Source organism: Microbacterium sp. TWP3-1-2b2, assembly GCF_049896145.1.
In the GTDB taxonomy this organism is placed as follows: domain Bacteria; phylum Actinomycetota; class Actinomycetes; order Actinomycetales; family Microbacteriaceae; genus Microbacterium.
On record NZ_JAFCTS010000001.1, the window covers coordinates 1,413,856 to 1,437,192 of the forward strand.

Below are 23,337 nucleotides of genomic sequence, written 5' to 3' on the forward strand. Positions count from 1 at the left end.
CGGCGAACCTCTGCGCACTTCCTGTGCGCGGTCGCCCACCACACGAATCAAGCGCGCTGACGCGCGCTCACGGAGTACTTCTATGCCTACCTTCCTTGAACTCGGCGTGCCCGCGCCCCTCGCATCGGTCCTTGCTGCCGAAGGCAAGACCGAGGCGTTCGCGATTCAGCGCGACACGCTCCCCGACTCGCTCGCCGGACGCGACCTCCTCGGTCGCGGCCGCACCGGCAGCGGCAAGACCATCGCTTTCGCCATCCCGCTCGTCGCACGTCTGACGGACTCTGGTCGCAAGAGCCGTCCTGGCCACCCCCGCGGCCTCATCCTTGCCCCGACCCGCGAACTCGCGACTCAGATCGCTGCAGTCGTCGCACCGCTCGCCGCGTCCGTCGGCCTGCGCGTCACCACCGTGTTTGGCGGCGTGAGCCAGCGCCCGCAGGAACAGGCGCTGCGCAGCGGCGTCGACATCGTCGTCGCGTGCCCCGGGCGCCTCGAAGACCTCATGAAGCAGAAGGTCGTCAACCTGGACTCCGTCGAGGTCGCCGTGCTCGATGAGGCCGACCACATGGCCGACCTCGGCTTCCTGCCCGGTGTCACCCGCATCCTCACCGCGACGCCTGCCGGCGGCCAGCGGCTTCTATTCAGCGCGACACTCGACCGCGGCATCGATTCGCTCGCCCGCCGCTTCCTGTTGAACCCGATCAGCCACGAGGTCGATGAGGCCAGCGTGCCCGTCGGCGAGATGACCCACCGCGTGCTGGTCACGACCTCCACCGAGCACAAGACCGGCCTCGTCCGCGATCTCGCGTCCGGTACCGGCCGTCGCATCCTCTTCACCCGCACCAAGCACCAGGCGAAGAAGCTCGCGAAGCAGCTCACCGCAGCCGGCATCCCGGCTGTCGATCTGCACGGAAACCTGTCGCAGAACGCTCGTGAGCGCAACCTCAGCGCGTTCTCGGCCGACCCGGCAGACGGTGGCGTGCGCGTGCTCGTCGCCACTGACGTCGCCGCCCGCGGTGTGCACGTTGACAACGTCGACCTTGTCGTCCACGTCGACCCGCCCATGGAGCACAAGGCGTACCTGCACCGCTCCGGTCGCACCGCACGCGCCGGCGCCGCAGGCACCGTCGTCACCGTCGTGCTGCCCGAACAGCGTCGCGACGTGAAGGACCTTCTGCGCAAGGCGCAGATCAACGCAGCACTCGAAGACGTCAATGCGGGCATCGTGACCGAACTGGTCGGAGAGCGCGCGGCGCATGTGCGTCCTGCTCCCCCGCAGCCGGTGCAGCAGCAGTCGAAGAAGCCCCGCCAGGCGCAGCCGAGCGGCGGCCCCGCCTCCGGTTCACCGGCGCGTCGTCGTCGTCGCCCGCAGGGCCAGGGCGGCCAGGGACAGTCCGCAGCTCAGGGTCAGCGCGCCGATGCACAGCAGGGTCAGCGCTCCCGTGGACTGCAGGTCGGCCAGCGCGTCGACACGCGCGGTTCGCGCCGCGCCCAGGGCGGCGGGTTCCAGGGCCGCTGAGTCCGGCCGCACACCTGCCGCACCGCATACGCAGAAGGCCCCGAACTCCTCCGCAGAGGATTCGGGGCCTTTCTCGCATCCGGCTCAGCGAGTCGGGAACTGACGCTCCGGGGACCCGGTGTACAACTGCTGCGGGCGGCCGATCTTGGTCTGCGTGTCGAGGTTCAGTTCGCGCCACTGGGCGAGCCAGCCCGGCAGGCGGCCGATCGCGAACAGCACCGTGAACATCCGCGTCGGGAAGCCCATGGCCTTGTAGATCACGCCGGTGTAGAAGTCGACGTTCGGGTACAGGCGCCGCTCCTTGAAGTAGTCGTCCGCGAGGGCGAGCTCTTCCAGCTCTTTGGCGACATCGAGCAGCGGGTCGGTGACGCCGAGCTCACGGAGTACCTCGTCGGCAGCCTCTTTGACGAGCTTGGCTCGCGGATCGTAGTTCTTGTAGACCCGGTGCCCGAAGCCCATGAGCTTCACGCCGTCTTCTTTGTTCTTCACGCTCTCCACGAACCGGGAGACGCTCTGACCCGAATCACGGATCTGACCGAGCATCGTGAGAACAGCCTCGTTCGCACCGCCGTGCAGCGGGCCGGAGAGCGCCTGGATGCCGGCGGAGATCGACGCGAACTGGTTCGCCCCGGTCGAGCCGACCAGGCGGACAGTCGAGGTGGACGCGTTCTGCTCGTGGTCCTCGTGCAGGATCAGCAGCAGCTCAAGAGCCTTGGACATCACCGGATTGATCTCGTAGGGCTCGGAGTTCACGCCGAAGTTCAGCTTGAGGAAGTTGTCGACGAAGCTGAGCGAGTTGTCCGGGTAGAGGAAGGCCTGCCCGACACTCTTCTTGTGCGCGTAGGCCGCAATCACGGGAAGCTTGGCGAGCATGCGCACCATGTTCAGCTCGACGTGCTCGGGGTTGTTCGGGTCGGTCTGGCCTTCGTAGTACGTCGAGAGGGCGGCGACAGCCGACGAGAGCACTGACATCGGGTGCGCCGTGTGCGGCAGCGCCGAGAAGAAGTGCTTCAGATCCTCGTGCAGGAGTGTGTGACGACGAATGCGATCGTCGAAGTTCGCCAGCTCATCAGCCGTCGGAAGCTCACCGTAGATGAGCAGCCAGGCGACCTCGAGGTAGCTGCAGTTCTTCGCGATCTGCTCGATCGGGTATCCGCGGTACCGCAGGATGCCCTGGTCGCCGTCGATGAACGTGATCTCCGACTTGGTGGATGCCGTGTTCACGAAGCCGTAATCGAGGCCGGTGTATCCGGTCTGCTTGGTCAGCGTCGAGAAGTCGATGCTGTCGTTGCCCGCCGTGCCACGAAGTACTGGGAATTCCGCTGTGGTTCCACCGATCGTGAGAGTCGCCTTCGCCTGCTGATCTCCCGCTGCACTCACGCGGTCCTCCTTGTACGTCTTTGCTCGACCTGTCGGTCTGATTCGTCGAGGGCGATGCATGGCGCTGAGCGCCTGGTCGGATCTCGACCGAATCGCCTTTACAGCCTAGTCGCCGGATCGGCCTACTGTGACATCCGCCAAGAGATGGCCGCCCGTCACCGTGGGAACCTACAGAGAAGCTCCACGCGCAGCGATACCGTGCAACCGCTCGGCCGCCGCTTCGACCCGCTCGAGCGGCGCCGTCAGTGAAAGTCGCACGTACTGCTCGGAGTCGGCGCCGTAGAAGGGCCCGGGTCCCGCCAGTATCCCGAGATCCGCGAGGCGCCCCATCGACTCCCACGCATCCTTGCCCTCGGTCGACCACAGATACAGGCCCGCTTGCGAGCCGTCGATCCGGAACCCTGCCGCCTCCAGCGCCGGTCGGAGCAGGTTGCGCCGCGCGCGGTAGAGCTCCTTCTGAGCCGCGACGTGCGCATCATCTCCGAGCGCCACCGTCATGGCCTGCTGCACGGGCGCCGGCGGCATGAGACCGAGGTGCTTCCGAGCCGTGAGCAGGTCGGCGACGATGCGCGCGCAACCAGCCACGAACGCCGCGCGATAACCGGCGAGGTTCGACTGCTTGCTGAGCGAGTACACGCTGAGCAGCCCCTTGCGCGAGCCCTGCGTCACGCGCGGATCGAGCACCGACGGCACTGGTTCTTCGGCCCACTGGCCGTCCCAGCCGAGCTCGGCGTAGCACTCGTCGCTCGCAAGCACTGCGCCCAGCTCTCTGGCACGACGCACCGCGGCCGAGAGCTCTTCGACGGTCCACGTACGGCCGTCCGGGTTGCCGGGGGTGTTGATCCAGATGAGACGCGCGCCCTCAGGCCACCGTGCGGGATCGTCCTCCGCGACGGGGGTCGCGCCCGCGACACGAGCGCCTACCTCATAGGTCGGGTACGCCACTCGCGGAAACACGACGATGTCCCCATCGCCGAGCCCGAGCAGCGTCGGCAGCAGCGCCACCAGTTCCTTCGAACCGATCGTGGGCAGCACGTTGTCGACCGTCAGGTCGGCCACTCCGCGGCGCCGCGCATACCAGTCGACGATCGCTTCGCGCAGCGCGGGGGTGCCGACGGTCTGCGGGTACGCATGCGCATCCGTCGCTTCGGCGAGCGCTTGACGGATGATCTCCGGCGTCGGATCGACAGGAGACCCGATGGAGAGGTCGACAAGACCCTCCGGATGCTCCGCCGCACGCTCGCGGTACGGGACCACAGCATCCCAGGGGTAGTCGGCGAGATCGTGGACGCCCACAGCCGCTTACTCTCCCTGCGGGGGCAGGGCGGCGATGATCGGGTGGTCGTACTTGATGACGCCGACCTTGGCCGCGCCTCCGGGTGAGCCCACCTCGTCGAAGAACTCGACGTTCGCCTTGTAGTAGTCCGCCCATTCCTCGGGAAGGTCGTCCTCGTAATAGATCGCCTCGACAGGGCAGACCGGCTCGCATGCACCGCAGTCCACGCATTCGTCGGGGTGGATGTACAGCGATCGCTCGCCCTCGTAGATGCAGTCAACGGGGCACTCGTCGATGCAGGCACGATCCTTGACATCGACGCACGGGAGGGCGATCACATACGTCACCCCTCCAGTCTACGGCCCGTCGGCTGTGGTCTGCCTCGGCGGGCGCTTGAGGTTCGGCCATGCGATCACCAGCAGCGCGATACCGGCGACCAGGAAGATCCAGATCTGACCGATCGGCGTGTTCGGCACGATGACGGAGCCGCCGGGACCGGGGCCCGAGATGATCATCACCATCCCCAGCATCCCGAGTGCGGTGGCGACCGTCGCGCCGCGATCATGCGTCAGCGCGCGTACCGCGATGAGCAGCGCGGCGCAGGCGATGCCGCTCACGATCATTCCGACCGGCAGCACACCCCACATGAGACTGTGCGCGATGGTGCCGGCCGTCCCGTACACGACGCCAACGAGCGCGGCTGCAAGCCAGGACAGTCCTCGGGAGATCCAGTTCGGCACTCCCCCACTTTACGCGCCTGCGCCGTGGATGCCCGTGCGGGTCAGACGGCCCAGCCGAACAGACGCAGGAGCGCTGCCGTAGCTGCCGCGGCCACCACGACCACCAGGAACGACTGCCTCAGGTACAGCAGGCCGCCGGCGACGAGCACCGCGGGGATCCGTGCGTCGACGACGACCGCCTGACCGCTGCCGAGCGTCTGTACCGCCACGAGTGCGGCGAGCAGCGCCACCGTCAGCAGATCGGATATCCGTGCGGGTCGCGGCGCTTCGAGGAAGTGCGCGGGGATGAGATAGCCGAACGCCTTCACAGCCACGCAGATGCAGGCTGCCAGAAGTACCGCGCTCCAGACGCTCATGTGCTCGACTCCTTCGCCGCTCCGGTCGATGTGGTGTCGTCACGTCCCAGCCAGTTGAACCAGCCGACGACGATCGCGACCACTGCCGCCACCAGCACCGGCAGCCCGGGCATCAGGACCGGAGTGAGGGACGCGGCGATCACTGCGGCCGCGACGCCGACGGCAATAGCCTGCCGCTGCTTCAGACGCGGCCAGAGCAGCGCGAGGAAGGCCGCAGCGGCCGCGGCATCCATTCCCCATGACTTGGGGTCGCCCAGCACATCGCCGAGCAGCGCTCCCACCAGCGTCGTGATGTTCCAGCCGATGAAGACGCCGAGCCCTGTGACCCAGAATCCCAGCCGACTCAACGCGGGGGTGGGCTGTGAGATCGCGACCGCAGTGGACTCGTCGATGGTGATCTGCGCTGCGGCGGCGCGTCGCCAGAACCCGGTGCCGATGGTGGGCGACATGCGCATGCCGTACGCGAGGTTGCGCACCCCGAGCAGAGCGGCTGAGGCGATCGCCGAAGGCAGGGCTGCCATCCCGCCCGCCCCGAACACGCCGATGAACGCGAACTGCGATCCGCCGGTGAACATCAGCAGGCTCAGCACGCAGGTCTGCCAGATGTCGAGGCCGGATGCCACCGCGAGCGCGCCGAACGAGATACCGTACGCGCTGGTGGCGACAGCGACGCCGAGCCCCTCGCGCCAGACCTCCCGCCGCTGTGACATGAATGCATCCCGTTCGCTTCAGTGAACACCTGACGACCATTGTGAACGCTTGCGGTCTCCTAGTCAAAGCGAACGATCGTTTGACATACTGAACGCATGGAAGATCTCGGATTGCGCATAGGCCGGGCGCTGCGTCGCGAGCGCGAGTCCGCGGGCATCAGCATCTCCGAACTCGCACGTCGTGCCGGTGTCTCCAAGGCGACGGTCTCTCAATTGGAGACCGGCACAGGCAACCCCAGCGTCGAGACACTGTGGGCCCTCGGCGACGCGCTCAGCATCCCGTTCGCAGTGCTCGTCGATCAACCAACGAACGTGCCGACGTTGATCCGCGCCCATGAACTCGCCGGCGTCCCTTCTGCGGCCGCGCCGTACAGCGCGACATTGCTCTCAGCGAGCCCGCCCGGTGCCCGCCGCGACCTTTACGTGATCCGCGCCGAACCGGGAGAGCCCCGTCGCTCGATGCCGCACCACAACGGAACCACTGAGCACGTCATCGTGATGACCGGCTCAGCGCTGATCGGTCCAGCGGGGACTCCAGTGCAGCTCTCCCCCGGTGACTACCTGTCGTACGCGGGCGATGCTCCGCACGTGTTCGAGGCTCTCGAGCCCGGCACGAGCGCAGTGCTCATCTCGGAACTGCGCTGAGCCACTACTCGCCAGCGGACGCGGGAGCCGGATCCGGGATCTCGTCGGGCTTGTAACGCGGCAGGCGAGACGCCGGCAGGATCGCCAGCGCGCTGACCCCTGCGAGGATGAGCAGCCCCAGCCTCAGGGTTCCCAGGCGCGCATCCGCGTTGAGCGTCACGGCCGCCTCGACCTGCTCCGGCGTGGCATCCGTCTGCTCGAGTACTGCGCGCAGGTCGTCGTTGCTGACGAAGTTGACGTTGTCCATGTTCACCTGCTCGACCAGCGCCGGCGGGATCTCCGGATGCTCGATCACCGCGCGACCGACGCTCAGTCCGAGCAGCGACACCAGCAGCGCGCCGGCCACCGCGGTTCCCACCGCGCCGGCCAGGTTCTGCGTCGTTCCTCTGAGGGAGCCCACGTCGCCGGCGAGTTCGGACGGCGCAGAGGTCACGAGCACGTTGAAGACCAATGTCACCAGTGCACCCTGACCGACGCCGAAGACGAAGAGACCGAGAATCGTCGGGAACGTCTCCCAGTTGTTGTTCACGACGATGGAGAGCCAGATCAGGGCGGCCGTGGTCAGGATGAAGCCGAACACGCCGATCGTCCGGGGCGGGTAGCGCTTGTAGAAGCGCACCACCAACGTCGCGGTGACGAAGACGGTGAGGTTGAAGGGCATCATCGCCAACGACGTGTCGAACGGCGTGCGTCCCTGCACGATCTGGATGTAAAGCGGAATCGAGAAGTTCACACAGGCTTCCAGGGCGACCACGATGAACATGGCGTAGACCGCTGCCCGCTCGCGTGGCGAGTCGACGACGCTCAAGTCGATCAGCGGCACCTTGCCGTCGGCCATCCGCCGCCTGGTCCACATGAAGAAGAACTGTCCGCACACGATTCCGAGCACGATCAGCACCGGCGCCGGAGACAATCCGAAGACGCTGAAGGGCGCGGCCTCCGTAGCGGCCACAGCACCCCAGCCGTTGAGATTGTTGAAGCCGAGCGTCAGCATCACGATCCCGGCGCCGATCAGCAGCGCCGCGACCAGGTCGATCTTGATCGACGCGTTGCCGCGATCGGAGCGCAACGTGAAACTCAGTGCGAACACAGCGATCGCGAACGCGAGCACCACGTAGAAGATCGGCCGCCAGCCGACGAGCGTTCCGAGTGTGCCGCCGATCAGGAACGCGCTGACGCCGGAGATGGCGCGGGCAGAACCCAGCGCCCCGATCGCCGTGGCCTGCTGCGCGCCACGGTAGTTCTCGGCGATGAGCGCGACGAGTGACGGCACGATGATCGCTGCCGCTGCGCCAGCCGTCGCCTGGCCGGCGATCGCCCACCCCACTGTCGGAGCGAAGATCATCATCAGTGCCGAGCCGGCGAACAGCACCACGACCACCCGGAAGATGACCACCCAGCCGATCCGTTGTCCGAGCTTCGCACCGGTCATCACCAGAGCTGCGACCGAGAGGCCGTACACGACGATCGTGGAGCTTGCGACTGTCGGCGGAACGCCGAAGTCCTCCACCATCCCACCGAGCGAGATCGGCAGCGCGGCGACGTTGAACGACATCAGCACTTGGGCGAGGAACAGGCAGATCATCGGCAGCCACGAGGTCTTCTGCCCTGTGCTCGGCGATTCGACGTCGGTCATGATCGTCCTTCCGTTACAGCTCCAGCGGGCGGCGCCGATGCGAACATGTTCAGTCCGAGTGACCGTGAGAGATAGCCGATCGCCAGCTGCGAGCGGATGGAGTTGCCGGCGCTGTCGAGCAGCGGGGAGAAGGCGCCTGCTGCACCCTTTCCTGGCGAGACCGCGACGATACCGCCCGAGACACCCGACTTCGCCGGGATGCCGATCTCGAAGAGCCATTCCCCGGAGCGCTCGTACAGTCCGGACGCCGCGACGACCGCGAGCGTGTCTCGGCACACTTCCGCAGACACCACGCGCTCCCCCGTGACGGGATTGACGCCACCGTCCGCGAGCGTCGCCCCCATCACCGCCAGATCGTGCGCAGAGACGTTCAGAGCGCATTGACGCGTGTAGATGTCGACGATCGCATCGGAATCGCCTTCCAGCCGCCCGTAGCTGCTGAGCAGGCTCCCGAGACCCTCATTGCGTTGATTCGTCTCGGATTCGGAGCGGTAGACCTCTTCGTCGAGTGCGAGATCTCGCCCCGCGAAAGCCGAGAGCCCGGCGACGATCCGTTCCCATTTGGCAGCGGGCGTGGCGCCAGGCATCAGCGCCGTGGTGGCGATGGCCCCGGCATTGACCATCGGATTCATCGGATGCCCGTCGTTGAGCTCCAGTGCCATCACCGAGTTGAAGGGCAGACCGGTGTTGTTCACGCCGACGATGTCGCGCACGCGTTCGTGGCCGTGCTCCTGGATGGCCAGTGCGTATACGAACATCTTCGAGATCGATTGGATCGAGAATGAATGCAGCGCGTCACCGGCCTCATGAACACCACCGGTGACGTCGACCACGGCCACGGCGAACAGCGCAGGATCGGCTGCACCGAGGATCGGGATGTAATCGGCGACCGTCCCGGACTGATCGCCGATGTACCGACGATGTGCCTCGGAGACGAGCTCGCCGATCCGGTCCCGCTCGGGGAGCGCGCCGGTGGAGACCTCCTGCTCGACCCCTACGAGATCGGTGGGAATCACATGGGCTCCTCGCGCCGTGGACTTACCCGTCACACGCTAGACCTCACCGACGTTCGCTGTACAGATGCCTGCGCGATGACGTCACACGATGACATGCGAAAGAGGGCCCCGCCATTCCGGTTCTCCGGTGGCGGGGCCCTCTTCGATGACAGACTGCTACGCGTTGGCGTCCTGACGCTTCAGACGCGAGGTCTCGCGGCCTCGGACGTTCGCATCCAGGTTGACCTTACGGATGCGCACGACCTCTGGGGTGACCTCGACGCACTCGTCGTCACGCGCGAACTCGAGGCTCTCCTCGAGCGTCAGCTGACGCGGAGGGGTCATCGACTCGAACGTGTCGGAGCTCGCCGCACGCATGTTCGTGAGCTTCTTCTCCTTGGTGATGTTCACGTCCATGTCATCGGCGCGCGAGTTCTCACCGATGACCATGCCCTCGTAGACCTCCTGCGTGGGCTGCACGAAGAACGACATCCGCTCCTGAAGCGCGATCATGGCGAACGGGGTGACGACACCCTGACGGTCGGCGACGATCGAACCGTTCTGGCGCGTGGAGATGTGGCCGGCCCAGGCGTCGTAGCCGTGCGAGATCGCGTTGGCGATGCCGGTGCCGCGGGTCGTGGTGAGGAACTCGGTGCGGAATCCGATCAGGCCGCGTGAGGGAACGATGAACTCCATACGCACCCAGCCGGTGCCGTGGTTGATCATGTTGTCCATGCGGCCCTTGCGGGCTGCCAGCAGCTGAGTGATCGCGCCGAGGTACTCCTCCGGAGCATCGATCGTGAGGTGCTCGAACGGCTCGTGCGTCTTGCCGTCCACCTTCTTCGTGACCACCTGCGGCTTGCCGACGGTGAGCTCGAAGCCCTCGCGGCGCATGTTCTCGACCAGGATGGCGAGGGCGAGCTCGCCACGGCCCTGAACTTCCCAGGCATCCGGACGTCCGATGTCGACGACCTTGAGCGAGACGTTACCGATCAGCTCGCGGTCGAGGCGGTCCTTCACCATGCGGGCGGTGAGCTTGTGCCCCTTGACCTTGCCCATCAACGGCGACGTGTTCGTGCCGATGGTCATCGAGATCGCTGGATCGTCGACGTGGATCTGCGGCAGCGGACGGACATCATCGGGGTCGGCGATGGTCTCACCGATCGTGATGTCCTCGAAGCCGGCGATCGCGACGATGTCGCCGGGGGCTGCGCTCTCGGCCGGGTAGCGCTCGAGCGCGCGCGTCTTCAGCAGCTCGGTGATGCGCGCGTTGCTGGTCGTGCCGTCCGCACGGACCCAGGCTACGGTCTGGCCCTTCTTCAGGGTGCCGTTGAAGACGCGCAGCAGCGCGAGGCGACCGAGGAACGGGCTGGAGTCGAGGTTCGTGACCCAGGCCTGCAGCGGGGCCTCGTCATCGTACGACGGTGCGGGGATGTGCTCGAGGATCGCCTCGAACAGCGGCTCGAGATCGGCGTTGTCCGGAAGGGAGCCGTTCTCGGGGCGGTTGCGCGATGCAGCACCCGCGCGACCGGAGGCGTAGACGACCGGCACGTCGAGCAGCGCGTCGACGTCGAGGTCCGGCACGTCGTCGACCAGGTCAGAGGCCAGACCCAGGAGCAGATCGTGCGCCTCCTCTTCGACCTCGGGGATGCGCGCGTCCGGACGGTCGGTCTTGTTGACGAGCAGGATGACGGGCAGCTTCGCCTCAAGCGCCTTGCGCAGCACGAAGCGCGTCTGCGGCAGCGGGCCCTCTGATGCGTCGACGAGAAGCACCACGCCGTCGACCATCGACAGACCGCGCTCGACCTCGCCACCGAAGTCAGCGTGGCCGGGCGTGTCGATCACGTTGATCGTGATGTCCTGCCCGTTCGCGTGCGCACCCTTGTAGGTGATCGCCGTGTTCTTCGCGAGGATCGTGATGCCCTTTTCGCGCTCGAGGTCATTCGAGTCCATGGCGCGTTCATCCACGTGCGCGTGCTCGCCGAACGAGCCCGTCTGGCGAAGCATCGCGTCCACGAGCGTGGTCTTGCCGTGGTCGACGTGCGCGACGATAGCGACATTGCGGAGGTCAGAGCGAAGGGCGTGCGCCATGCAAGTTTCCTAAAAGGGAGGGGAAATGCCGGGATGCCGACGGTCCAGGATATCGCACGATGGCTGATCGCTCTCTGAGCGCGCTGAACTGCGCTCCCGTAGCATCAGGCTGTGACCCTTCGACGAGCTCAGGGACCGACGCTGTCCCTCACCTCTGACGTCTCGCGCGCGCGGATCTTGTGGGAGATCGCCATCGTGCTGGCGCTCGGTCTCGGCGAATCCGCCGTGTACGCGATCGTGCAGTTCGCCTACCGCGTGACCGATCCCACGCCGCTCGCAGAACAGACGGCGACCCTGAACCCGTCACGCAGCGACCGCGAGGCTTTCGACCTCATCTACCAGGTGCTCGGCATCGCCTTCTCGATCATCCCGGTGCTGCTGGTGTGCTTCCTCCTGTGGCAGGCTTCTCGTCCGCACCTGGGCAGGCTCGGGCTCGACGGCACCCGTGTGGGCCGTGATGCCGGACGCGGCATCCTGCTGGTTCTGGCCATCGGCATCCCTGGGCTCGCGCTCTATCTCGGCGGACGGATGCTGGGACTGTTCGTCACGGTGATTCCCGGTGGCCTCGAGGATCACTGGTGGACCGTGCCCGTGCTGCTGCTGTCCGCCGCTCGCGCGTCGATCATGGAAGAGTTCGTGGTGCTCGGCTACCTGTTCTTCCGGCTGAAACAGCTCGGGTGGGACATCTGGCCGATCATCATCGCGACCTCGGTGCTGCGGGCGAGCTATCACCTCTATCAGGGGCCGGGTGCCTTCGTCGGCAATCTCGCGATGGGTCTGCTGTTCGGCTGGATGTTCGCCCGCACCGGTCGGCTGCTGCCGTTCCTGGTGGCGCACTTCCTGATCGATGCCACCGCGTTCGTCGGTTACCCGTGGGCAGCGGCGACGTTCCCTGCGCTGTTCGGGCTGCCGTAGAAGCTCGCCTGGGTCAGTCGAAGAGGTCGCTCAACCAGCTCTCACGCTTGCGCCGGTGCGGACGCTGACCGCCGTCGTCGTAACGCGGCGCGTCGTAACGGGGCTCGTCGTACCGAGGCTGCTCGAAGCCTGCAGGCGCGTAGCGCGAGGGATCAGGTGCGTTCCGCGGTGGCTGAGGCGCGGTCACCGAACGATCGATGATCTTGTCCAGCTCACCGCGATCGAGCCACACTCCCCGGCACTGCGGGCAGTAGTCGATCTCGATGCCGCTTCGATCGGTCATCACAAGGGTCGTGCCATCCGTAGGACATTGCATCGTCCGAGCCAAGCAGGTGCGCCTATGAGTGCGCTAAGCGCGCGGCGTCTGTCCCCTGAGCCGTGCGGTCAGCGTTGCACGACGAGCACGGCGACGACCGCCCACGCGGCGATCACGGCCAGCGCGAGCAGGGCCGGAGCATCCCAGGATCGACGAATCGGCGCAGCCGCCGCATCACCGGCGGATTCCCATCGATCGCGGATCTCCGTCAACTCGCGGTAGCCGGCCGGAACGCGTGCGCTCGCGGCCGATCGCTCGGCATCGCCGACGACGGATGCCGTCACTCTGCGAGATCGTGCTCGGGCCGGCCCGCCGAATGAGGTGACTTCGGTGCCGTCGTCGAGAGCGAACACCACCTGCCATCTCAGATCGACGTCTCGTAAGCGCTTCCATCCGAAGTCCGTGCGGCGCAGCATGTTCTGCACGCGCACCCCGGCGTCGTCCATGCGGATGATCGAGGCCGGCCCGATCGCGTAGAGCCCCCACAGAACGAGCAGCACCCAGGGAGCGAGGAGCACCGTCGACTGCCACCCCGCTCGCACGGCCGCATCGCCCAGGACGTATGCTGCGGCGATGACCGCCACGACGAACGTGACCGTTCCGGTGGACGCCCGATACGTTCGCACGTTCCGCCTGCCCCTCGACGTGTCCTGGGCGTCAGCCATGCTCAGACCCCGCCGCCGAGTGCGATCTCCGCTCCCGGGATCGCCCGCAGCAGTTTGTCGGTGTACTCCTGCTGCGGATTCGCGAAGATCTCATCGACAGTGCCCTGCTCCACGACGCGCCCCTGCTCCATGACGCAGACGAGGTCGCTGGAGACCCGGACCACAGCCAGGTCGTGAGTGATGAAGAGGTACGTCAGATCGAGCTCGGACTGCAGTTCGGCGAGAAGCTTGAGGATCTGATCCTGAACCAGCACGTCGAGCGCCGAGACTGCTTCATCCAGCACGACGATGTCGGGCTTGAGCGCGAGAGCCCTCGCGATGGCGACCCTCTGACGCTGTCCGCCGGAGAGCTCGTTCGGGTAGCGACTGGCGAGCACTCGCGGCAGTGCGACCTGATCGAGAAGCTCCTCCACACGCTCTCGCTGCGACGCGCGGTCTCCGACGCCGTGGATCAGCAGCGGCTCGGCGATCGTGTTTCCGATGTTGCGCAGCGGATCCAATGATCCGTACGGATCCTGGAAGACGGGCTGCATCCGTCGGCGGAGCCCGAATGCCTGCGCGTTCGAAAGTCGCGAGACATCGATCCCATCGATCTCGATCGTGCCTGACGTCGGCTCCTCCAGCTTGAGGAGCATCTTCGCCACCGTGGATTTGCCCGAGCCGGATTCACCCACGAGAGCGAGCGTCTTGCCGCGGGGTATCGCGAAGGACACCTCGTTGACCGCACGGAACGCGACGCTCTTGAACGACCCCTGCCGGATCTTGTAGTCCTTCGTGAGGCTTTCCACACGCACCGTCGGTGGGATCGCGGCGAGATCGTCAAGGGTCTCGATACCGCGATCCTCGACCACCGCCTGAATCCGCTGCGAAGCGATGCTGGGCGCCGCGGCGACCAGACGCCGCGTGTACGGATGCTGGGGATCCTCGAGGATCTGGCGGCTCGGCCCGGCCTCGACGATGACCCCCTGATTCATCACGATGATCTTCTCGGCACGCTCGGCAGCGAGGCCGAGGTCGTGCGTGATCAGGAGCACGGATGTGCCCTTGTCCCTGGTCAGCGTCGCCATGTGATCGAGGATCACCCGCTGAACGGTGACGTCGAGCGCGGACGTCGGCTCATCGGCGATGAGCAGCGACGGGTCGGCGGCCAGCCCGATGCCGATCAGAGCACGCTGTCGCATTCCCCCTGAGAACTGGTGGGGGAACTGGTGCAGGCGGCTCTCGGCATCTGCCAGTCCCGCCTGCTGCAGCACCTCGACGGCGCGATCGTTCACCGCAGCACGCCCCTGGGCGATGCTGTTCGCGCGGATCGCCTCCTTCACCTGGAAGCCGACGCTCCACACCGGGTTGAGATTGGACATCGGATCCTGCGGCACGAAGCCGATCTCACGACCGCGTACGCTCTCCATCGCGTTGGCGCCCAGTGTGGTGAGCTCTCGCCCGTCCAGGGTGATCGAACCACCGGTCACGGTTCCGGTGCCGGGCAGGAGGTCGACGATCGCGCTGGCGGTCGTCGACTTTCCCGACCCCGACTCTCCGACGATCGCGACGGTCTCGCCGGGGAAGAGGTCGAAGCTGATCCCGTGCAGCACTTCCCGCATTCCCTCATGGGTACGAAATGCCACGGTCAAGTCGCGCACGCTGAGCAACGGCGTACGGATTTCTTCGCGTTCGAAACCGGTCATCGGCGGGCCCTCGCCCTCGGGTCGATGGCGTCTCTGATGAGTTCTCCCAGTGTCACGAAAGCGAGCACGGCCAGCGTGAGCGCGATCGACGGATAGATGAGTGCCATCGGGGCGACGCGCAGAGCATCCTGCGCCTGACTGATGTCATTGCCCCACGACATGATGTTGCCACCGAGTCCGACACCGAGGAAGGACAGCGTCGCCTCCGCGACGATCGCGGCAGCGAGTCCCAACGTCGACACCACCAGAAGCGGTGCGATGGCATTGGGGACCACGTGACGGATGAGCGTGCCGAACTTCGACTGACCGAGCGAACGGGACGCGGTCACGAAGTCGGCCTGGCGCACGCGCAGTACCTCGGCGCGTACGACGCGGGCGGTCGCCGCCCATGAGAAACCGCCGATGGCCAAGGCAAGTGTCCAGACCGTACGTGAGTCGGAGAAGACCGTCATGACGACGACAGCGGCGAGGATGTACGGGATGGCGAAGAAGATGTCGCCGACGCGGGACAGCACCGCGTCCAGCCATCCGCCGTAGAACCCTGCCAGCGCCCCCATGACGAGCCCGAGCACGGCTCCGAGCACGGTGGCGATCAGACCGACGGCGAGCGAGGTCTGCGCTCCCCAGATCGTCCGCGAGTAGATGTCGCACCCCTGGAACGTGAACCCGAGAGGGTGCCCCGGTGCCGGACCCTCGTTGCTGAACGCCAGCTCGCACGAGCGAGGGTCGACGTTCGTGAACAGGCCGGGCCAGGCCGCCATCAGGATGAAGAGCGTCGCGAGTGCGACCGAGAACCAGAACAACGGCCTGCGCCGCAGATCTCTCCAGGCGTCTCGCCACAGGTTGCTGGGCTTGTCCGCGATGCGCACGGCGTCGACCGAGATCGACTCCGTCTCCACCGGTGCGACGTAGTGCCTCTGGTTGGTGGGATCAGGCATATCGAATCCTCGGGTCGAGCAGACCGTACAGCAGGTCGATGACGAGGTTCACCAGCACATAGAGGATGACGAACACGGTGACGAAGGAGACGACCGTCGGGCCTTCTCCGAGCAGAGCTGCCTGGTAGAGCGTGTTGCCGACGCCAGGCACGTTGAAGATTCCTTCGGTGACGGTCGCACCCACCAGCAGAACGCCGAAATTGGTCGCGGAGTTGGTGATGACCGGGATGAGCGAGTTGCGCAGCACATGCACCGGGATCACCCGGCCTCGGGAGAGTCCCTTGCTGTAGGCCGTGCGCACCCAATCCTGGTTGAGCGTGTCGATCACCGAACTGCGCATGAGCCTCATGCTGACCGCGAAGAGGCTGAAGCCGAGCACGAGCGCGGGCAGCCACAGGCCGCCCCAGTCGTTGTCGGCGCCCACGGTCGGCTTGAACCAGCCCCATTGGATCGCGAGGAAGTACTGCGCGAGGAAGCACAGCACGAAGATCGGGATCGCCAGAGCGACCAGAGCGACCAGGAGTGCGACGTTGTCGAAGACCTTGCCCTTGCGCAGGGCGGAGATCGTGCCGATGAGGATGGCGAGCACGAACTCGATGCCGATCGCCATGATGGCGAGGCGTCCGGTCACCGGCAGCGTCTCCGCCAGAACGACCGAGACGGGCCGTCCGGAGAACGTGTTGCCCAGGTCGCCCTGGAACACACCGGTGATGTAGTACCAGTACTGCACCAGGAACGGGTCGTCCAGGTGGTACTGCGCGCGGAGGGTGTCCACGAGCGCCGGGTTGGGAGTCCGATCCCCGAACAGCGCGAGGATCGGGTCGCCTGGCATTGCGAACACCAGGAAGTAGATGAGCAGAGTGGCACCGAAGAAGACCGGTATCACCTGCAGAATGCGTCTGAGAATGTAGCCGAGCATTCCCTGTCCCTTCGTCGGGAGGCGGGCAGGAGGTACGGCGGCAGCAGGTGAGGTGGGGGGGGGGGGGGGGGCCCCCCCCCCCCGGCGCGGGGGGGGGGGGTGGGCTGCCGGCCTGGGGGGGGGGGGTGGGGGGCTGTGGGTCGGGGGGCCGCTGGGGTGGTGGTGCCGGGGGCGCGCCCCCACCTCACCGTCGCCGTTCGTCGGTGTTACTCTCCCGACTTCGTGATCTCGTAGTACAGCGGAACGGAGTTCCAGCCGAACGTCACGTCCTGCACGTTCTCGCTGTAGCCGCCGACCACGTTCTCATACCAGAGCGGGATGGCGGGCAGATCGTTGAGCAGGATCGACTGCGCCTCGGTGAAGGTGGCGTTCTGAGCATCCGGATCCGGGTTGCTGATGCCCTCCTTGAGCATCGCGTCGAACTCGGGGTTCGAGTAGTCACCGTCGTTCGAGCCGGCGTTGGTCGCGTAGAGCGGGCCCAGGAAGTTGTACAGACCCGGGTAGTCGGCCTGCCAACCGGAGCGTGCGGCCGTCTCGATCGTGCGGGCGTTGATCTGCTCACGGATGACCGAGAGAGTCGGGTACGCGACGCCGGAAGCGTCGATGCCGAGGTTGTTCTTGATGCTGTTGGTCGCAGCATCAACCCATGCCTGGTGTCCACCGTCGGAGTTGTACGCGATCTGGAACTCGCCCTCCCACGGGGAGATGGCGTCGGCCTCAGCCCACAGCTCCTTGGCCTTCTCGGGGTTGTACTCGAGGTTCTCGACGCCGGGAACAGCATCCGACCAGCCGGCGATGACCGGTGAGGTGAAGTCCGAGGCGGGCGTGCGGGTGCCGGAGAAGATCTTGTCCGTGATCTCCTCGCGGTTGATCGACATCGACAGCGCCTGGCGGCGCAGGACGCCTTCCTCGCCTTCGAAGTGCGGGAGGAACTGACCGATCGTGAACGACTGGAACAGCGCGGACGGCTGGTTCACCGCGCGGTCGCCGAGCTCGTCCTGGAATGTCGCGAGCGAGTTCGTGGGGATCGTGTCGATCACGTCGACCTGGTTGCCCTGAAGGTCAGCGTATGCCGCCTCTTCGGTGGCGTAGAAGTTGATCGTCAGACCACCGTTCTTCGCCTGGCGACCGCCCTGGTACTCGTCGTTGCGCACGAGGTCGATCTTGACGTCGTGCTGCCACGCGCCGTCCTCGGCCAGCATGTACGGACCGTTGCCGATCGGGTTCTCGCCGAAGGCCTCGATGTCCTCGAAAGCGGCGTCGGGAAGCGGGTAGAACGCGGAGTAACCCAGGCGCAGTGCGAAGTCGGATGCGGGCTTGTTGAGCGCGATCGTGAACGTGTAGTCGTCCACCTGCTCGAGACCGGTGAGGTCCTGATCCGCGTCGTAGCTGAAGCCCTCGATGTCCTCGAAGAAGTAGCTGGAGACGTGGGCGTTGGAGGCCTTCGCACCCTCGTTCCACGCCTTGATGAAGTTGTCTGCGGTGACCTCTTCACCGTCGGTGAAGGTCTGGCCTTCCTTGAGCTTCACTGTGAGGTGCTGAGGGTCATCAGTGGTGATCTCCTCGGCCATGTCGTTGACCGGCTTGCCCTCGGCGTCGTAGTACACGAGACCGGCGAAGATCTCGTCGAGAATCTTTCCGCCGCCGACCTCGTTGGTGTTGGTCGGGATCAGCGGCTTCTCGGGCTCGCTGCCGTTCGTGGTGATGATCGCGTCCGGGTCGGCCTCGCCACCCGCGCCGCCGCCGTCGCCGGAATTGTTACCGCCGGCGCAGCCGGCCAGCGCCATCGTGGCGGCAGCAAGCAGTCCCACGCCCGCGAGGGCGATCCTGTTTCGCTTCACGTTGTCCTCCTGTGGACATGTAGAAGTGCGCACCCGTGTTCGGGTCGCAGATGTGTTGAGAATAACCCGGGCACACTCCGGTTGAGGCGGTGTGTTAATCAACCGTTACTGAGTGGTGACCTTCATGAAACATCGATATCTGCTAAGCGAACGCTTCCACGGGCGGGCAGGCGCACACCAGGTTGCGGTCGCCGTACGCCTGGTCGATCCGTCGCACCGGCGGCCAGTACTTCCCCGCGACGAGACCAGGCACCGGGTACGCCGCGTCCTCGCGCGAGTACGCGTGGTCCCACTCGCCCGCGATCAGCGAGACGGCGGTGTGCGGCGCATGCACGAGCGGGTTGTCCACCGCAGGCCAGCGACCGGACGCGACGGCATCCGCCTCGCCCTTGATCATGATCATCGCCTCGATGAACCGATCGATCTCGCCGAGATCCTCCGACTCGGTCGGCTCGACCATGAGCGTTCCCGGCACAGGGAACGACATGGTGGGGGCGTGGAATCCGTAGTCGATGAGACGCTTGGCGACGTCGTCGACGGTGATGCCGGTGGCTTCCTTGAGCGGCCGCAGATCAAGGATGCATTCGTGCGCAACCCTGTCGTTCTCTCCCGTGTACAGCACCGGGTAGTGCTCGCCGAGGCGCGCGGCGATGTAGTTCGCCGACAGCACGGCGGCCGCAGTCGCATCCCGCAGCCCGGAGGCTCCCATCATGCGCACATACGACCAGGAGATCGGCAGAATGCCGGCCGATCCGTACGGTGCTGCGGAGACGGCTCCCCCGGCGAACTCGTATCCGCCGGCGTGCGCGGCGCGCTGCGCGAGCGGGTGGGATGGCAGATGCGGAGCGAGGTGCGCCTTGGCTGCCACAGGCCCGATGCCCGGACCGCCGCCGCCGTGCGGGATCGCGAACGTCTTGTGCAGGTTCAGGTGCGAGACGTCGCCGCCGAGGTCGCCGAAGCGCGCATAGCCGAGCAGCGCATTGAGGTTCGCACCGTCGACGTACACCTGACCGCCCGCGTCGTGCACAGCAGCCGTGATCTCCACGACGTCCTGTTCGTACACGCCGTGCGTGGACGGATACGTGATCATGAGAGCGGCGATCTCGTCGGCGTGCGATGCGATCTTCGCGCGCAGGTCGTCGAGATCGACGTTGCCGAGCTCATCGCAGGCGACCACGACGACCTTCATGCCGGCGAGCACGGCTGATGCCGCGTTCGTGCCGTGCGCTGACGACGGGATCAGGCATACCGTGCGGTGATCGTCGCCGTTCGCGAGGTGGTAGCCGCGGATCGCGAGGAGTCCCGCGAGCTCGCCCTGCGAGCCGGCGTTCGGCTGCAGCGAGACCGCGTCGTAGCCGGTGACCTCGGCGAGCCAGGCTTCCAGCTGGTCGATCATCTCGAGGTATCCCTCGACGTCTGATGCCGGGGCGAACGGGTGGATCCCCGCGAACTCGGGCCATGTGATCGAGGCCATCTCGGTCGCGGCGTTGAGCTTCATCGTGCAGGAGCCGAGCGGGATCATGCCCCGATCCAGCGCGTAGTCGCGGTCGGCGAGGCTCTTGAGATACCGCATCATCGCCGTCTCGCTGTGGTGCACGTGGAAGACGGGGTGTGTGAGGTACTCGTCGATGCGGTGGAGACCGTTCGGTATGCGAGCACGTGTGCCGTCGCCGCGTGGGTCGATCACGCGCGCCGAAGCGCCGAACAGAGTGCTGACCGCAGACAGCTCCGCGAACGTCGTCGTCTCGTCGACTGCGATGCTCAATGTGGCGTCATCCACGAGATGCAGGAGGATGCCGTGCTCATCATGCGCGCGCGACACGATCTCGGCAGCATCCGCGACGCGCACGGTCAGCGTGTCGAAGAACGTCTCGTGCACGATGTCGACATCGCGTTCGGCCAGCCAGTCACCCAGCACCGCCGCCTTGGATGCGACGTCTCCGGCGATCTGGCGCAGACCGTCGGGTCCGTGATAGACCGCGTACATCGCAGCCATGACCGCGAGCAGCACCTGCGCTGTGCAGATGTTGCTCGTCGCCTTCTCGCGGCGGATGTGCTGCTCGCGCGTCTGCAGCGAGAGTCGGTACGCCGGCTTGCCGTCGGCATCCACAGACACTCCGACCAGGCGGCCGGGGAGCTGACGCTCCAACCCCTGACGAACGGCCATGTAACCGGCGTGCGGACCGCCGAACCCCATCGGCACCCCGAACCGCTGCGTGGTGCCGACCGCGACGTCGGCCCCGAGCGAGCCGGGCGACGAGATCAACGTCAAGGCGAGCAGATCGGCTGCGACGACGGCGAGACCGCCGGCGAGGTGCGCTGCGTCGATCACGGCACTCGGATCCCACACGAGACCGGATGCCGCGGGGTACTGCACGAACACGCCGAACAGCTCGTCCGGGAGAGCCTCGCCTCCGGCGAGATCGCGTTCGACCAGCTCGATGCCGAGCGCTGCGGCGCGTGTGGAGAGCAGCGCCTTGGTCTGCGGGAACGCGCCGGCATCGACGACGAAGACCTGCGACTTCGCCTTGGAGGCGCGCCTGGCCAGCAGCATCCCCTCGGCGACCGCCGTGGACTCGTCGAGCATCGAGGCGTTCGCCGTCGACAGCCCGGTGAGGTCGGCGACCATCGTCTGGAAGTTGATCAGGGCTTCGAGCCGCCCCTGCGAGATCTCCGGCTGGTACGGCGTATACGCCGTGTACCACGACGGGTTCTCCAACACATTGCGCTGGATCACGCTGGGCGTGAGCGTGCCGTAGTACCCGAGGCCGATCATCGATCGGTTGACACGATTGCGGGAGGCGAACGCGCGCAGCTCGGCGAGGGCCTCGGCCTCTGTCGCTGCCGGCGGGATGACCCCATCCCCGGTCGCTGCGTCTGTCGAAGCGTCGGTGAAGATCGACGCCGGCACTGCGCCTCGCATCAACGTCTCGAGCGACTGGGAAGGATCGGACGTGTCGATGCCGAGAGCATCCAGCATGACGCGCTGGGTCTCTGCTGTCGTCCCGATATGACGATCGGAGAAGGAAGTCACCGCGGAATCAACCCTCCGTGAGCGCGACATACGCGGCACGGTCGAGCAGCGCGTCGGAAGCGCCGTCTGCGATCGACACCTTGAGGAGCCAACCGCCATCGAACGGCGCGGCATTGACGAGCGACGGGTCATCGACTGCTGCATCATTGATCTCGACCACGGTTCCGGCGACGGGAGCGTAGAGCTCGCCCACCGATTTGGTCGATTCGATCTCGCCGACCACCGTGCCTGCGGCGATCTCGGTGCCGACCGCAGGGAGTTCGACGAACACGACGTCACCGAGCTTCTCGGCGGCGAAGTCAGTGATGCCGATGGTGGCGACACCGTCGACGACGTCGAGCCACTCGTGCTCTTCGGTGTATGCGAGTGCGTTCAGATCAGTCATTTCTTCCTCCGGTAGAAAGGCAGTGCGGTCACGGTCGCGGGGATCTTGGTTCCCCGCACATCCAGGAATACGGCTGTTCCCTCTTCCGCGGAAGCAGGATCGATGTAGGCCATCGCGATCGGATGGCCGAGCGTCGGGCTGAGGGCGCCGCTGGTGATCTCGCCGAGCACTGTGCCGTCTTCGGCGACCACGGAGTAGCCTGCGCGTCCGGCACGCTTTCCCTCGGCAGTGAGTCCGACGAGCACACGCGAGTCCTGCGCGGGTGCGACGGCATCCTTGCCGATGAAGTCGGCCTTGTCGGATGCGACGACGCGACCGAGACCCGCCTGCGCGGGCTTGATCTCCCTTGACAGCTCGTGGCCGTACAGCGGCATCCCCGCTTCGAGACGCAGCGTGTCACGAGCCGCGAGACCGGCGGGGACGATGCCGTGCGTCTCGCCTGCCGCGAGAACCGCGTCCCAGAGCGCCGCGGCGTCCTCACTGCGGACGAGCAGCTCGAAGCCGTCCTCCCCGGTGTACCCGGTGCGCGCGATGAGCAGCGGTTCGCCGTTGAAGTGCGCGGATGCCCACGCGTAGTACTTCTGATCCGCCCAGGGGATGCTGACGTCGCTGATGCCGGCGGTCGCCGCCGCGATCGCTTCGGATGCCGGGCCCTGAACGGCCAGGAGCGCATAAGTGTCCGAGACGTCATCGACATCGACGCCTCGGTCGCCGAGGAAGCCGGCGAAGCTGCGATCCTCACCGTCGGCGCGCGGAGGAAGCTCCCGCTCGAGCCGCGAGGGGAAGGATCTCACTCGGGAGGCGAAGGCCGCGTCGACGAAGCCCCGATTGCCGGCGTTCGCGATCACCAGGAACCGGTCCTCTGCGAGTCGGTACACGATGACGTCATCGATGATGCCGCCGTCTTCGGCGAGCACGAGCGAGTACTTCGCCTTGCCGATCGCCATCGTGGAAAGTCGCCCCGCGAGGGAGTAGTCCAGGAAATCGGCGGCGAAGTCTCCCGTGACGAGGAACTCGGCCATGTGCGAGATGTCGAACAGCCCTGCGGCCCGGCGCACGGCGTGATGCTCGGCGAGATCGGATGTGTAGCGCACGGGCATCTGCCAGCCGCCGAAGTCGGTGAAGGACGCGCCGAGCGACTCATGTCGCTCACGCAGCGGGGTGAAGCGGGCCTCGGTCATGGAGTTCTCCCGGATGGATCGGAAGGATGCCGTACGGAATGCACGGTATCCGAGAACTCCCCCTCTGTCATGGGCCTGAGAGTTTCACCCCTCGTGCGCGGCACAGGAGCTTT

Annotated in this window: 21 protein-coding genes; 3 read left to right on the forward strand and 18 right to left on the reverse strand. The window is 66.3% G+C overall.

Annotated elements, in window-relative coordinates:
* The first annotated feature begins 82 nt into the window (after window positions 1-82).
* Entirely contained in the window at window positions 83-1,516 is a 1,434-nt protein-coding gene (locus ACP7AR_RS07040) for a DEAD/DEAH box helicase (protein ID WP_426184119.1), read from the forward strand.
* 84 nt (window positions 1,517-1,600) lie between these two features.
* On the opposite strand, the gene ACP7AR_RS07045 is transcribed toward ACP7AR_RS07040, so the two are convergent.
* The 6 genes from ACP7AR_RS07045 to ACP7AR_RS07070 all read right to left on the reverse strand — a co-directional run bounded on the left by ACP7AR_RS07045 (window position 1,601) and on the right by ACP7AR_RS07070 (window position 5,978).
* On the reverse strand, window positions 1,601-2,896 hold the full coding sequence (locus ACP7AR_RS07045; protein WP_426184121.1) for a citrate synthase: 1,296 nt from the start codon (window positions 2,894-2,896) through the stop codon (window positions 1,601-1,603).
* 168 nt (window positions 2,897-3,064) lie between these two features.
* Entirely contained in the window at window positions 3,065-4,192 is a 1,128-nt protein-coding gene (gene dapC / locus ACP7AR_RS07050) for a succinyldiaminopimelate transaminase (protein WP_426184123.1), read from the reverse strand.
* A 6-nt stretch (window positions 4,193-4,198) separates the two neighbouring features.
* Window positions 4,199-4,519, reverse strand: coding sequence for a ferredoxin (gene fdxA, locus ACP7AR_RS07055; protein ID WP_188435959.1), 321 nt, complete (start codon window positions 4,517-4,519; stop codon window positions 4,199-4,201).
* 9 nt (window positions 4,520-4,528) lie between these two features.
* Complete coding sequence (locus tag ACP7AR_RS07060) at window positions 4,529-4,912, reverse strand: histidinol dehydrogenase (protein WP_426184125.1); 384 nt, start codon at window positions 4,910-4,912, stop codon at window positions 4,529-4,531.
* A gap of 41 nt (window positions 4,913-4,953) precedes the next feature.
* The gene (locus ACP7AR_RS07065; RefSeq protein ID WP_426184127.1) at window positions 4,954-5,268 is read right to left on the reverse strand and encodes an AzlD domain-containing protein; all 315 of its coding nucleotides are present in this window, start codon (window positions 5,266-5,268) and stop codon (window positions 4,954-4,956) included.
* Window positions 5,265-5,978, reverse strand: coding sequence for an AzlC family ABC transporter permease (locus tag ACP7AR_RS07070; RefSeq protein ID WP_426184129.1), 714 nt, complete (start codon window positions 5,976-5,978; stop codon window positions 5,265-5,267). The genes ACP7AR_RS07065 and ACP7AR_RS07070 overlap by 4 nt, the downstream gene beginning before the upstream one ends.
* A 96-nt stretch (window positions 5,979-6,074) precedes the next feature.
* Between ACP7AR_RS07070 and ACP7AR_RS07075 the strand changes: the two genes are divergently transcribed.
* Window positions 6,075-6,623 carry a helix-turn-helix domain-containing protein gene (locus ACP7AR_RS07075; RefSeq protein WP_426184131.1) on the forward strand — a complete coding sequence of 183 codons (549 nt, stop codon included), beginning with the start codon at window positions 6,075-6,077 and terminating at the stop codon, window positions 6,621-6,623.
* A 4-nt stretch (window positions 6,624-6,627) separates the two neighbouring features.
* Here ACP7AR_RS07075 and ACP7AR_RS07080 read toward each other — a convergent pair whose 3' ends face one another.
* The 3 genes from ACP7AR_RS07080 to typA form a co-directional block, all read right to left on the reverse strand.
* On the reverse strand, window positions 6,628-8,259 hold the full coding sequence (locus tag ACP7AR_RS07080; RefSeq protein WP_426184133.1) for an MFS transporter: 1,632 nt from the start codon (window positions 8,257-8,259) through the stop codon (window positions 6,628-6,630).
* Window positions 8,256-9,275, reverse strand: coding sequence for a glutaminase A (glsA, locus tag ACP7AR_RS07085; protein WP_426184135.1), 1,020 nt, complete (start codon window positions 9,273-9,275; stop codon window positions 8,256-8,258). The genes ACP7AR_RS07080 and glsA overlap by 4 nt, the downstream gene beginning before the upstream one ends.
* Window positions 9,276-9,431: 156 nt before the next feature.
* The gene (typA, locus tag ACP7AR_RS07090) at window positions 9,432-11,345 is read right to left on the reverse strand and encodes a translational GTPase TypA (RefSeq protein ID WP_426184137.1); all 1,914 of its coding nucleotides are present in this window, start codon (window positions 11,343-11,345) and stop codon (window positions 9,432-9,434) included.
* Window positions 11,346-11,456: 111 nt separating this feature from the next.
* Between typA and ACP7AR_RS07095 the strand changes: the two genes are divergently transcribed.
* On the forward strand, window positions 11,457-12,260 hold the full coding sequence (locus tag ACP7AR_RS07095) for a CPBP family intramembrane glutamic endopeptidase (protein ID WP_426184139.1): 804 nt from the start codon (window positions 11,457-11,459) through the stop codon (window positions 12,258-12,260).
* A gap of 13 nt (window positions 12,261-12,273) precedes the next feature.
* Here ACP7AR_RS07095 and ACP7AR_RS07100 read toward each other — a convergent pair whose 3' ends face one another.
* The 9 genes from ACP7AR_RS07100 to ACP7AR_RS07140 form a co-directional block, all read right to left on the reverse strand.
* Entirely contained in the window at window positions 12,274-12,576 is a 303-nt protein-coding gene (locus ACP7AR_RS07100) for a zf-TFIIB domain-containing protein (protein WP_426184141.1), read from the reverse strand.
* A gap of 68 nt (window positions 12,577-12,644) precedes the next feature.
* The gene (locus tag ACP7AR_RS07105; protein ID WP_426184143.1) at window positions 12,645-13,241 is read right to left on the reverse strand and encodes a PH domain-containing protein; all 597 of its coding nucleotides are present in this window, start codon (window positions 13,239-13,241) and stop codon (window positions 12,645-12,647) included.
* 2 nt (window positions 13,242-13,243) lie between these two features.
* The gene (locus tag ACP7AR_RS07110; RefSeq protein WP_426184145.1) at window positions 13,244-14,926 is read right to left on the reverse strand and encodes a dipeptide ABC transporter ATP-binding protein; all 1,683 of its coding nucleotides are present in this window, start codon (window positions 14,924-14,926) and stop codon (window positions 13,244-13,246) included.
* The gene (locus ACP7AR_RS07115) at window positions 14,923-15,864 is read right to left on the reverse strand and encodes an ABC transporter permease (protein ID WP_426184147.1); all 942 of its coding nucleotides are present in this window, start codon (window positions 15,862-15,864) and stop codon (window positions 14,923-14,925) included. The genes ACP7AR_RS07110 and ACP7AR_RS07115 overlap by 4 nt, the downstream gene beginning before the upstream one ends.
* Window positions 15,857-16,783: an ABC transporter permease gene (locus ACP7AR_RS07120; RefSeq protein ID WP_426184149.1), complete on the reverse strand. Its 927-nt coding sequence runs from the start codon at window positions 16,781-16,783 to the stop codon at window positions 15,857-15,859. Before ACP7AR_RS07120 ends, ACP7AR_RS07115 begins: the two co-directional genes overlap by 8 nt.
* 206 nt (window positions 16,784-16,989) lie before the next feature.
* A complete protein-coding gene (locus ACP7AR_RS07125) occupies window positions 16,990-18,624 on the reverse strand; it encodes a peptide ABC transporter substrate-binding protein (RefSeq protein WP_426184151.1) in 1,635 nt (544 codons plus the stop codon).
* Between the two features lie 142 nt (window positions 18,625-18,766).
* A complete protein-coding gene (gcvP, locus tag ACP7AR_RS07130) occupies window positions 18,767-21,604 on the reverse strand; it encodes an aminomethyl-transferring glycine dehydrogenase (protein WP_426187674.1) in 2,838 nt (945 codons plus the stop codon).
* Between the two features lie 61 nt (window positions 21,605-21,665).
* On the reverse strand, window positions 21,666-22,043 hold the full coding sequence (gene gcvH, locus ACP7AR_RS07135; protein WP_426184153.1) for a glycine cleavage system protein GcvH: 378 nt from the start codon (window positions 22,041-22,043) through the stop codon (window positions 21,666-21,668).
* Window positions 22,040-23,224, reverse strand: coding sequence for a glycine cleavage system aminomethyltransferase GcvT (locus ACP7AR_RS07140; protein WP_426184155.1), 1,185 nt, complete (start codon window positions 23,222-23,224; stop codon window positions 22,040-22,042). Before ACP7AR_RS07140 ends, gcvH begins: the two co-directional genes overlap by 4 nt.
* Window positions 23,225-23,337 lie beyond the last annotated feature (113 nt).